The sequence below is a fragment of the Rickettsia endosymbiont of Urophora cardui genome (assembly GCF_964030725.1).
Taxonomy (GTDB): Bacteria; Pseudomonadota; Alphaproteobacteria; order Rickettsiales; family Rickettsiaceae; genus Rickettsia.
Genome location: NZ_CAXIPY010000007.1, coordinates 125,091 through 136,662, shown reverse-complemented (window position 1 = coordinate 136,662; position 11,572 = coordinate 125,091). Strand labels below are relative to the sequence as shown.

The following is an 11,572-nucleotide window of genomic DNA, read 5'->3' as shown; positions in this document are numbered from 1 at the left end:
TAAAGATCGGACGGTATTCTTAGGTCTTGAAATTAATCAATGAACCTGTATTTACAAGGTTGATCTTTGGGTATTCTACTTATTATTAACAGGAGTTTCGCACTTAGCAAAAAGTATGTTAATCTAGAGAAAAATAGTTTTAGATAAAAATGACAAGAACAAAATGTAGCAAGGACTTATATAAATCATTTTTACAAGCAAGTAGTGTCAGATATACTAGCAAGGCATTATCTGAAGTGAGTCCAGTAGATCTATCTCACGATAGTGCAAGTCGATGGTTAAAGAGTAAGGATTTTCGTCCTAGCGAAATCTATAAGGAAGTGTCAAAATATATAGATTGGGAAGCACCGTGTTTATTAGTGGGGGATGACACCTTATTATCAAAGCAATACAGTCAGAAGATTGAGCTTGTACGTTATCAATATTCTGGAGCTGTACATGATGTTATACCTGGTATAGGAATGGTAAACTTACTACATTACAATACTAAAATTGCTCAATCTACTCCCGTAGATTATAGAATATATGATAAAGACACTGATGGTAAAACAAAGAATGAGCATTTTTGTGATATGCTTACTTTAGCTAAAGAAAGAGGTCTCAATCCTGATGCCATAGTCATGGATGCTTGGTATAGCGGGTTGGAGAATTTAAAACATATACGTAATTTAGGCTGGCTATGGGTTACCACCCTAAGGAAAAATAGAAAAGTTAATCATAATGTTAGCTTGGAAAGTTTAGAGATACCCGATGAGGGGCTAAAAATTCACCTACGTGGATACGGTTGGGTTACGGTATTTAAGTTTGTGGCAAAGAATGGTCGCATTGATTACATAACAACGAACTTGGAAAATCCCACACGTGAGCAAATAGAGAAAATTGTTAAGGCACGTTGGTCTATAGAGGTTTATCATCGAGAATTAAAACAAACTTGTGGTATTGAACGCTGTCAGGCACGCACGGGCCGAGCTCAAAGAAATCATATTTGCCTTGCAGTATTTGCCTGGCTTGATATGAATAAAAGGAGGATAAATGAAAACATTACTTTATATCAACAAACTTGGGAAGTTATAAAAACATCAATTCAAAACAATATCAGATGGCTTTTAACTGATTCGCAACTTTGCTAAGTGCGAAACTCCTGATTAACATAGAAGGTCAAATATGAGTAGCATTATTTTGGGTATAGATATTTCTAAAGCAACATTTGACGTAGCTTTATTAAATGATAATAAAATCAAAACCAAAAAGTTTAATAATACTGCAAAAGGCTTTGCTGCACTAAAACAATGGTTAGAAAAAAAGGGAATAGATACTGCTCACGCTTGTATGGAATCAACAGGTGGTTACGAAGTTAGGTTAGCTCAATATCTTTATGATAATACATTTAAAGTTAGTGTCGTAAATCCAGCTCGCATCAAGGGCTTTGCAATGAGCAAGCTTTCAAGAGTTAAAACTGACAAATCTGATTGTGAATTGATAGCTTCTTTTTGCAAGGCTATGCAACCTGATCTTTGGCAACCAACCCCTATACATATTCAGGAGTTTCGCACTTAGCAAATAATATGCTAATCTAGAGAAAAATAGTTTTAGATAAAAATGACAAGATCAAAATGTAGCAAAGATTTATATAAATCATTCTTACAAGCAAGTAGTGTAAGATATACTAGCAAAGCATTATCTGAAGTAAGTCCATTAGATCTATCGCACGATAGTGCAAGTCGATGGTTAAAGAGTAAGGATTTTCGCCCTAGCGAAATCTATAGCAAAGTGTCAAAATATATTGATCTGGAAGATCCTTGTTTATTAGTGGGAGATGACACCTTATTGTCAAAGCAATACAGTAAGAGGATCGAGCTTGTAAATTATCAATATTCTGGGGCTGTACATGATGTTATACCTGGTATAGGAATGGTAAACTTACTGCATTACAATACTCAAATTGATCAATCTACTCCTGTAGATTATAGAATATATGATAAAGAAACTGATGGTAAAACAAAGAACGAGCATTTTTGTGATATAGCTAACGCGGAAAGGTTTTTACCATAGTTTTTGTATTTACTCACATATTCACCAGATCTAAATCCTATTAAACATTGCTGGACTAACTTTAAAAACTGTTTACGTAAAATTATTGATCAATGCCTAAGTTTTTCCTAATCTGTGGTAGAAACATTTCCGTGTGAGCTATATGCTTACTTTAGCTAAAGAAAGAGGTATCAAGCCTGATGCTATAGTTATGGATGCTTGGTATAGTGGTTTGGATAATTTAAAACATATACGTAATTTAGGTTGGATATGGGTTACCAACCTAAGAAAAAATAGAAAAGTTAATCGTAATGTTAGCTTGGAAACTTTAGAGATTCCCGATGAAGGGCTAAAAATTCACCTACGTGGATACGGTTGGGTTACGGTATTTAAGTTTGTGGCAAAAAATGGTCGCATTGATTACATAACAACTAATTTAGAGAATCCTACACGTGAGCAAATAGAGAAAATTGTTAAGGCGCGTTGGTCTATAGAAGTTTATCATCGAGAATTGAAACAAACTTGTGGTATTGAATGCTGTCAGGCACGCACGGGTCGAGCTCAAAGAAATCATATTTGCCTTGCTGTATTGGCCTGGCTTGATATGAACAAAAGGAGGATAAATGAAAACATTACTTTATATCAACAAACTTGGGAAGTTATAAAAACATCAATTCAGAACAACATTAAATGGCTTCTAACTAATACACAATTTTGCTAAGTGCGAAACTCCTGATATTAAAGAATTACAACAATGGGTAAGACGCTTGGATAGTTTGATTGCTAATAAAAATCAAGAAAATAATAGATTGAGCGGAGCAAGTAAAGCAGTTGCCATTAACATTATGATTCATATTGAATTTCTGGATAAGCAAATTAAGGAAGTAGAAGAACTTATCTCTAATCATATTAAAGGACACAAAGACTTACATGATAAAAGTAAACTTCTTGATTCAATCCCTGGTATAGGAGAAAAAACAATAGGAGTGATACTTGCTTTTCTTGTTGTAGAAAATTTTAATTCTGCAAAACAACTAGCTGCGTTTGTTGGTCTTAACCCAAAGCCAAAACAATCAGGCACTTCTGTCCATGGAATAGGAAAAATATCAAAAACAGGAGATGCTAATTTACGTAAAGCTTTTTATATGCCTGCCATAGTTGCTATAAAACATAATCCGATTATTAAGGATTTTAGTCAACGTTTGAGCAATGTTGGAAAATCTAAAATGGTTATAGTGATTGCTGCTATGCGTAAGTTGCTTCACATAATTTATGGTGTTCTTAATAACAAAACATCTTTTAGTGCAAATATAAAAACCCTGTAAAATAAAATTGAGGTAAAATAATGAAAAAGTTGTTGACACTCAAGACGGTATCTCAACTATTACAATTTATGCAACAAAGCCTGTAATCATACGTCCCACCGCCTAATATTTTATTTTCTACTGAGTCTATATCTCTATTAAATTGTAAAGTAGTAATATTACTCTTATTATCAGGATTTGATGCAATAATAGCTGTATGGCCTCGCACAAGGTAAATATCACCAGGTTGGATTAATTTTAATTGTTCATCTTTGATATCACCTCTTAAAAAAGTAACGGGATTATAATGATATTCATTGCCTGGGTTAGAATATGCTGCCTTCATAGTGATAGTACTTATACTTTCAACTTGTTCGGTAGTAAGGTATGTTGCTTTACCTACAGATGTCGAACAATCTTCAGCACCAAATAATAATTGCTTTTTAAAATCACGTTGAGCACCATATTGATAATCTCCAAACAGCATCATGCTCTGTGTAGAAGAGAAAGGATAAGAGTACGGTATCAAGTCATCCGGTAAGTGATAGCTAGTATTACGACAAGAGAATGATGTAGCCGCACCAACCATACTGTCTTGTCCCTCCGCCAAAACTCTAAAAAATATCACTTGTGTCACTAATTTCCAAAAATAGTGCGATTTTAGAGCAAATTACTCTAATTTTGAGGGCTGATTTTAAATTTTTGTATTAAAAACCACACTATTTCCCAAAATGCATTCATTTTTTTATTGTCATTTTTTTGTATTTCCATAAGCTTTTGATATAAAACCTTTCATTTTCTTATGGATTTTACTATGCATTTTTGCCTTAAAACCCTATTGCCTATAAGGCTTTTAGAGTTTTGGCGGACGGACTGTCTTGCTTTTTATTACAAGTGGCAGCAAGACTCGCAAGCAATACTGAACTGACAGAAGGATTCTCATTACCCCAATATGTCTGTTCACTTGGCGATTGTAAAGTTGGGAGCTCACAAGGGTCAATAGTATTAGTTAATTTATGATAAAATTTACCATCATTTATTTGGCTAACTAACGTCTCCTCTTGACTCTCTGCCCAGTGTTTAGCCATATTAAGTTGTAAGTGAGTTTTATTAGTCTTTATAGGATATCCTATATTACTTAAGTCTTGATCTTTTAAATAGTTATTAATTACTATACTAGTACCATTAAATTCTTTTAAGCTTTGTGTAAACAGTGTGACTAATTCTGCATCTGATATATCAGTATGTTGTTCACGATATTCAAGAATAATCTTTTGTATTTTATCTTGACTATCTTTTGTAGCTTTTTGTTTTGCTCTGATTTGTGCTACCATATGAGCAACTTGTTTATTCTTAATTTCAAACATTATCCCCTCCTACATTATCAGCATCACCAATCGTAGCAACCGTTATGTCATTATGGTCAATATAATTCAGACATACGGCATTTGATGATCGATCTTACTTTTAAAACATGAAATAACCTCATTTTTCTCTATTCTCAGCTCAATATTCTGTATTTGTCGCTCTAACTTTTCTGATGATTTACTATATCGTTTAGATTTTAATAACGCCAGTTGTTCCTTTAAACTATTATTTCCTTCAGTTCATGACCTATTTTCTGCATAAGAAATTTATTTTTAATTGTCAATGATTCTATATCAAGATTTAATGTTGCAACAATTTGATGCAACTCTCTTATTTCTGATAGTAAATTTTTATTAATCACAAATGATATTCCAGTATCTCAAATCAAGTACTAACATTACAGAAGCCATTTTTTATAAATAGCAAATCCAACTACTTATTACTAAAAAACTATCCAAATGACTAATTGTTATAGTAAAACTATATAGACTAAATTATCAAGTGTATATTTGAAATTAAAACTACATTGCTAAAACTAAAACGAATTTATCCAATACAGGAGTTTCGCACTTAGCAAAATTGTGTATTAGTTAGAAGCCATTTAATGTTGTTCTGAATTGATGTTTTTATAACTTCCCAAGTTTGTTGATATAAAGTAATGTTTTCATTTATCCTCCTTTTGTTCATATCAAGCCAGGCCAATACAGCAAGGCAAATATGATTTCTTTGAGCTCGACCCGTGCGTGCCTGACAGCATTCAATACCACAAGTTTGTTTCAATTCTCGATGATAAACTTCTATAGACCAACGCGCCTTAACAATTTTCTCTATTTGCTCACGTGTAGGATTCTCTAAATTAGTTGTTATGTAATCAATGCGACCATTTTTTGCCACAAACTTAAATACCGTAACCCAACCGTATCCACGTAGGTGAATTTTTAGCCCTTCATCGGGAATCTCTAAAGTTTCCAAGCTAACATTACGATTAACTTTTCTATTTTTTCTTAGGTTGGTAACCCATATCCAACCTAAATTACGTATATGTTTTAAATTATCCAAACCACTATACCAAGCATCCATAACTATAGCATCAGGCTTGATACCTCTTTCTTTAGCTAAAGTAAGCATATCACAAAAATGCTCGTTCTTTGTTTTACCATCAGTTTCTTTATCATATATTCTATAATCTACAGGAGTAGATTGATCAATTTGAGTATTGTAATGCAGTAAGTTTACCATTCCTATACCAGGTATAACATCATGTACAGCCCCAGAATATTGATAATTTACAAGCTCGATCCTCTTACTGTATTGCTTTGACAATAAGGTGTCATCTCCCACTAATAAACAAGGATCTTCCAGATCAATATATTTTGACACTTTGCTATAGATTTCGCTAGGGCGAAAATCCTTACTCTTTAACCATCGACTTGCACTATCGTGCGATAGATCTAATGGACTTACTTCAGATAATGCTTTGCTAGTATATCTTACACTACTTGCTTGTAAGAATGATTTATATAAATCTTTGCTACATTTTGATCTTGTCATTTTTATCTAAAACTATTTTTCTCTAGATTAGCATATTATTTGCTAAGTGCGAAACTCCTGCAATATATTCAGGTCTATTAGACCATCTTGGATTACGCCAATCTATACCTTCTATTAACATTGATAATTGTGCCTTGGTAATGCTAATAGATTGCTTTTAATCAACCTTAGGCAATGTGAACTTACCACTATCTATAATACACACAAAAACCTTGACCATGTGCAGAACTAAATTTGCCTATCCCCGAGGTAAGCCTTACGGGATATTAACGGCAAATTTCCCTTTGGACCGTTCTGCTTTTATTCAAACAATCGTGGCAAGCCACGGGAAATTCAACCTAGGAGCAACTAAATAACCCTCAGCTTATAGCTGAGGGTTGTATGTAAGATCAAATATCAACTACTAAATCTGATAAGCGTTTTAAGAATTCTGACAATTCAGTTTTTAAATGAACAAATGCAGCATCACTATTTTTATTACTTTTAATCTGTTTTTCAAGATCTTTTATGCTTCGGATTAAGGTATTATATCCTGAATCATTGCCAGTATATCCTAGTTCTTTTGCTCTTTCCAAATTATCCCTCGCACTAGCCAAGTAGTTTAAAGCAATTTCCTTGTCTGTTTTATAATTTTCTTCTGCCATTTTAGACATAATGTTAGCATGGATTATAGGCAGTGGTATTGTTCTATTAATGCTAACGAGCTCAACAAGAGCATTTTCTAATGTTTCTATTGCTGCCTTTGATTTTTTTTCTTCTATTAAGCGTGCAGCGGTCTTAAGTGCAGAGGGATATGTTGCTAAAGGTAAATTATAGGTATGAATATTAATTTCATCTCGTAAAATATTTAGCAATACACGACTATGAGGATAGTTTTTTTCCTTTATTGCTTTTTCTGCTGCTTTACTGATATTTCTAATATTACTTATTTTTTGCGGAGCCGCATCTATTAGTATTACCTGTGAAGATATCGGTAGTAAAGCGTTTTCAGGACGACGAGCTAATAATATATTAACTTTGCCTGTAGCATATTCAATTGTAGCAATAGCCTCTTTTTCTTTACCCTCTTTCAAATAAGATATGGCTTTTTTGGTGTTATCAATGACAGTAACTGCATCTTGGACAATAGCTTCTTCCATCTGTTGTTTGACTTGTTGATGCTGCTGTTCAATTGCTGAGTGAGCAATTTCTTTACTTTGAGCCCATACCGTAGGAGCATAGCACAAAATAATAAACATGAATCCTCTGAGGATATTTGGTATGTTTGAACTATAAACTAAAAATTTAAATATATATTTATACATGGTAACCTACTCTTATGGATTGATTGCAGTGTAAACAGATTGTATTCAAGAGTTTTCTTATTATTGCTTTAGCCACAGAACTTCTTATAGATTTTATATGCTTATAAAATCTATTAAGATATATGGACTACACTTTTTCACAATAAGCAAACACCGTGCACTAAAGTTATTCTAAGTTTTATAAACGAAAAATTTAACTCAACCATATCAACGCTCCAACGAAACTTAGAAAGCACATAAATACGTTCATTTGTGATAGTGCTTTTTTGTTCAAATTTATACTATCACACTTCCTTGTTTTTTATCTTTACTGAGAAAACTTCATATAACCCAGGAGCAGTTATGCTATTAGCAAATCGTTGTTAACGTTTTCAACTCCTGGTATAGACCAAGCTGCGTCTACCGCTTCATCCATTTCATCAAAATTACGCACTGCGCCTTTAAGGACTATTGTTTTTCCTTCTACTTTTACTTGAATTTTACTAGCATCAATCCTAGCGTGACGTTCAAACTCCTTGGTAATCTGTTCTTTTACTTTATGCGCATCTATATTAGCTGAAGCTTTTACTATAATATTATTAATTACTGATTTTACTCCCCCAAGATTTCTGACGGCAGACACAGCTGCATTTCTTTGATATTGCCATTCTACTTCTCCTGATAAAGTAATATAACCGTCTTCTACTATTATTTTAATACGCTCATCAGGTATCATTAAGTTTGATTTTAATGCTTTATTTGCTTCTTCGGCTATTTCTACATCACTTCTTTTAATCATTGTAGTTGCATCTACCTTAATTTCATCTACTACTCCTCGAATTCCAGCTATACTCTTTACAGCATTCTCAGCAACCGATTTTTCGACAAAGGTTTTAACTGTCCCTCCTAATACTACGATATCATGATTGCCTTTTATTGCGACAGTAATATTTGTATCATCAAGTCTTGGTTCAAAGCGAAGTTTTTCCATTACTTTAGTATATAATTTGCCATTACTGACCATAATTACCTCTATTTTAAAATTAACAATTACAATATTTTTAAGTAGAATCCATCCTTCTGGATTCTACTATAATAATATAGTTTTTTAAATTACTTTAATCTTTTTAGCTTTACTTTGTTCTTTTTTAGGTATCTTAATAGATAAGATACCATCCTTAAATTGTGCTTCTATATGTTCTTCATCAATATTAGATGGTAAACTAATAGAACGGTAGAAAGAGCCATAATATCGTTCCTGCATATGATAATTATAATCTTTTTTTTCAGTAGATTGTTCTTTTTGACCTTCAATAGTTAGGATGTTACTGTCTATTTTTAGATCAATATTATCTTGTGTAACGCCTGGTAATTCCATTTCTAGATTATACTCAGAGTCATTTTCCATAATATTAGTTCTTGGTGATAGCATTCTATTATTTTCAGAAGCAGGATAAGAAAAAGAAGCTATTTCATTAAAGAAGTTATTAAAGATATCATCAATATAGCTTCTTTTATTAGAGTTATTTTGTAGTTCTGATTTATTTCTAATACGTGGTAAATTAAAAGCCATAAAAACCTCCTATTTAAGTTAAATAATAATAAATTAATACATTATCTGATGAACGAACATTAGAATTACCCATGACGAATATTAAAATTACCCATTTTTGAGTAAAAAATATTGTCTAAAGTGTTACATTATTATCCTCCGATTTTATAGTTAATTTTTTGCCTTTAGCTGTAGCGATTCTATAACTTTCAGTATTGAGTTCAAGAATTGAAGAATGGTGAACCAATCTGTCAATAACTGCTGACGTAGTCATTTGGCTCTGTCTCATCAATTGTGTAAATTTCGTGAACCATTAAATTCTACCATCAAATTTGATCATAAAATGAGCCATAGGCTCTGTTTCATCAATTGTGTAAATTTCGTGAGCCATTAAATCCTACCATCAAATTTGATCATAAAATGAGCCATAGCTTCATTCCAATTGGGGATAGGCATAGACCATTTTTTGGTAATATAATCAATTGTCAGATATAAAACCTTAAATACTGCGTCATCATTTGGAAAGATGCGTTTATTCTTAGTAACTTTTCTCAATTGGCTATTCAGCGATTCTATCGCATTTGTAGTGTAAATAATCTTACGAATCTCCTTTGGATATTGCAAGAAAATTATCAAATTATCCCAATTATTATACCAAGATTTAGCTATATGCGGATATTGCTTACTCCATTTTTGATCAAATGACTCAAGAACTAATTCTGCTTCTTTTTCAGTAGCAGAAGTATAGATTAGTTTCAAATCCGCTGCTAATTGCTTTCTATCTTTATATGATACATATTTGAGGCTATTCCTGATCTGATGGACAATACAAATTTGATGTTCAGTTTTCGGGTATACTGATGCAATAGCATCAGACATACCAGTTAGATTATCACTACAAGCAATTAAGATATCTTTTACTCCTCTATTTTTCATCTCAGTAAAATTACCAAGCCAAAATTTAGCTCCTTCATTCTAAAATATCCTTTCTGCCAGATAAATCTATTCCTAAAGCTACATATACTGATTTATTAATAATAAGTTTATCTTGTCTTACTTTCACTACTAAACAGTCAAAATATACTATAGGGTATACTGATTCAAGAGGTCTACTCTGCCAAATCTTGACCTCATCTATTACTTCATCTGTAATCCTGCTGATTAGGCTCTCACTGATCTCAGCTCCATATAATTCTTGCAATTGTGTTTTAATATCAGACACACTCATACCCTTCGCATATAAGGATATTATCTTTTGGTCTAAGCCATCTATTCTTGTTTGTTTCTTTGAGACTATTATAGGTTCAAATTTACCTTGTCTGTCTCTTGGAACATTTAGCTCTATAGTACCATTCTCACTAATCAGATTCTTACTAAAACTACCATTCCTCGCATTCTCAGTTTCAGCTCTATCATACTTGCTATAACCTAAATGTTCTGACATCTCAGCATGCAGTGCTCGCTCTAAAATACCCTTGGTTAATTCCTTAAATGATGCTCCTCGCAGCAGAGCTACGAGGTATCTAAAAAAGTTTTAGTTGTTTCTTATGATATCACGAAGCAGAGCTTCGGGGAATTAAACCCTGAGAGATTAATCCATTCTGACTTAGTACTGTTTTTAAATCTACTCCGCCTTTTATCAGCAAATCTATTGCTTCATTTATTTTTTTATTCTTCTCTATTTGCATTTCTGTTACCTATATTTTTAATCTCTCAGGGTTTAATTCCCCGAAGCTCTGCTTCGTGATATCATAAGAAACAACTAAAACTTTTTTAGATACCTCGTAGCTCTGCTGCGAGGAGCATCATTTACTTCTAATATAGGCTCAACAAAAATTTACACAATCATTGCAAAAGACTCAGTCATTTCATCTTTAAAAATAGTATTCCATTTTGCAAAAACTAAATTGCTAGTAATTAATACACTACGCATTTCATAACGTTCAGCTAATAAGGTAAATAAAACATCAGTTTCTTCACGATTATATGGTACATATGATATATCATCAATTATCAATATTTCAAAATAATCGAATTTTTTAATAATTTGCTTAAGTTTTAAACTCAGCTTTGCTTCTAGTAATTGTTGAACCAAATTAGCTGCTGTTGTATATAATACACGTCTACCAGCAAGACACCACTCACGTGCTAAACCTATACTAAGATGACTTTTGCCAGTGCCAGGATTACCAAAAATAAGTATATTTTCATAGCGATCCATAAATTCTCCTTGTGCAAGATATTGGATCTTAGTTGGCGATAATCCTGGGATACGCTTAATATCAAAGTTGCTTAATAACTTATCTCGAGAGAGTTTTGCTTGCTTCAGCAATCTGGCAATACGTTGTTGTTGTCTATAGCTAACGCGGAAAGGTTTTTACCATAGTTTTTGTATTTACTCACATATTCACCAGATCTAAATCCTATTAAACATTGCTGGACTAACTTTAAAAACTGTTTACGTAAAATTATTGATCAATGCC

The 11,572-nt window shown here is 32.7% G+C and carries 9 protein-coding genes and 7 pseudogenes; 5 read left to right on the top strand and 11 right to left on the bottom strand.

From position 1 onward, the window contains the following. Positions 1-149 precede the first annotated feature (149 nt). From AAHI98_RS14595 to AAHI98_RS14575, 5 genes and pseudogenes are all read left to right on the top strand, one after another. Complete coding sequence (locus AAHI98_RS14595) at positions 150-1,130, top strand: IS701 family transposase (RefSeq protein ID WP_342224659.1); 981 nt, start codon at positions 150-152, stop codon at positions 1,128-1,130. A gap of 34 nt (positions 1,131-1,164) precedes the next feature. Beyond that, a pseudogene (locus tag AAHI98_RS14590) lies at positions 1,165-1,551 on the top strand (IS110 family transposase); the annotation flags it as partial. 48 nt (positions 1,552-1,599) lie between these two features. Then, a pseudogene (locus AAHI98_RS14585) lies at positions 1,600-2,022 on the top strand (IS701 family transposase); the annotation flags it as partial. A gap of 172 nt (positions 2,023-2,194) precedes the next feature. Beyond that, positions 2,195-2,752, top strand: a pseudogene (locus tag AAHI98_RS14580) (transposase); the annotation flags it as partial. Beyond that, a pseudogene (locus AAHI98_RS14575) lies at positions 2,733-3,356 on the top strand (IS110 family transposase); the annotation flags it as partial. The pseudogenes AAHI98_RS14580 and AAHI98_RS14575, both read left to right, overlap by 20 nt. A gap of 52 nt (positions 3,357-3,408) precedes the next feature. Here the strand turns inward: AAHI98_RS14575 and AAHI98_RS14570 are convergent. The 11 genes and pseudogenes from AAHI98_RS14570 to AAHI98_RS14520 form a co-directional block, all read right to left on the bottom strand. Continuing rightward, a complete protein-coding gene (locus tag AAHI98_RS14570; protein ID WP_342226307.1) occupies positions 3,409-3,945 on the bottom strand; it encodes an RP439 family protein in 537 nt (178 codons plus the stop codon). 232 nt (positions 3,946-4,177) lie between these two features. Then, on the bottom strand, positions 4,178-4,702 hold the full coding sequence (locus tag AAHI98_RS14565) for a hypothetical protein (RefSeq protein ID WP_342226306.1): 525 nt from the start codon (positions 4,700-4,702) through the stop codon (positions 4,178-4,180). A 66-nt stretch (positions 4,703-4,768) separates the two neighbouring features. Further along, positions 4,769-4,912: a hypothetical protein gene (locus AAHI98_RS18310; RefSeq protein WP_410526214.1), complete on the bottom strand. Its 144-nt coding sequence runs from the start codon at positions 4,910-4,912 to the stop codon at positions 4,769-4,771. Positions 4,913-5,273: 361 nt separating this feature from the next. Continuing rightward, complete coding sequence (locus tag AAHI98_RS14560; protein WP_342224656.1) at positions 5,274-6,254, bottom strand: IS701 family transposase; 981 nt, start codon at positions 6,252-6,254, stop codon at positions 5,274-5,276. A gap of 389 nt (positions 6,255-6,643) precedes the next feature. Continuing rightward, the gene (locus AAHI98_RS14555) at positions 6,644-7,558 is read right to left on the bottom strand and encodes a YfdX family protein (RefSeq protein WP_342225288.1); all 915 of its coding nucleotides are present in this window, start codon (positions 7,556-7,558) and stop codon (positions 6,644-6,646) included. A 340-nt stretch (positions 7,559-7,898) separates the two neighbouring features. Next, positions 7,899-8,561 (bottom strand): BON domain-containing protein, encoded by a 663-nt coding sequence (locus tag AAHI98_RS14550; protein WP_342225287.1) that lies wholly within the window; start codon positions 8,559-8,561, stop codon positions 7,899-7,901. A gap of 84 nt (positions 8,562-8,645) precedes the next feature. Continuing rightward, on the bottom strand, positions 8,646-9,110 hold the full coding sequence (locus AAHI98_RS14545) for an Hsp20/alpha crystallin family protein (protein ID WP_342226305.1): 465 nt from the start codon (positions 9,108-9,110) through the stop codon (positions 8,646-8,648). Between the two features lie 115 nt (positions 9,111-9,225). Beyond that, positions 9,226-9,387 (bottom strand): annotated as a pseudogene (locus tag AAHI98_RS14540) (ATP-binding protein); the annotation flags it as partial. 92 nt (positions 9,388-9,479) lie between these two features. Next, positions 9,480-10,578, bottom strand: a pseudogene (locus AAHI98_RS18830) (IS256 family transposase); the annotation flags it as partial. Positions 10,579-10,642: 64 nt separating this feature from the next. Beyond that, positions 10,643-10,777, bottom strand: a complete 135-nt coding sequence (locus AAHI98_RS14525; protein ID WP_342224747.1) for a hypothetical protein — start codon at positions 10,775-10,777, stop codon at positions 10,643-10,645. A 149-nt stretch (positions 10,778-10,926) separates the two neighbouring features. After that, positions 10,927-11,436: pseudogene (locus AAHI98_RS14520) on the bottom strand (ATP-binding protein); the annotation flags it as partial. Positions 11,437-11,572: the final 136 nt, after the last annotated feature.

Excerpts from the sequence above, each read along its gene's own strand:
- AAHI98_RS14595 (WP_342224659.1), top strand. The coding sequence starts at position 150 with ATGACAAGAACAAAATGTAGCAAGGACTTATATAAATCATTTTTACAA.
- AAHI98_RS14565 (WP_342226306.1), bottom strand. The coding sequence starts at position 4,702 with ATGTTTGAAATTAAGAATAAACAAGTTGCTCATATGGTAGCACAAATC.
- AAHI98_RS14560 (WP_342224656.1), bottom strand. The coding sequence starts at position 6,254 with ATGACAAGATCAAAATGTAGCAAAGATTTATATAAATCATTCTTACAA.
- AAHI98_RS14555 (WP_342225288.1), bottom strand. The coding sequence starts at position 7,558 with ATGTATAAATATATATTTAAATTTTTAGTTTATAGTTCAAACATACCA.
- AAHI98_RS14550 (WP_342225287.1), bottom strand. The coding sequence starts at position 8,561 with ATGGTCAGTAATGGCAAATTATATACTAAAGTAATGGAAAAACTTCGC.
- AAHI98_RS14545 (WP_342226305.1), bottom strand. The coding sequence starts at position 9,110 with ATGGCTTTTAATTTACCACGTATTAGAAATAAATCAGAACTACAAAAT.
- AAHI98_RS14525 (WP_342224747.1), bottom strand. The coding sequence starts at position 10,777 with ATGCAAATAGAGAAGAATAAAAAAATAAATGAAGCAATAGATTTGCTG.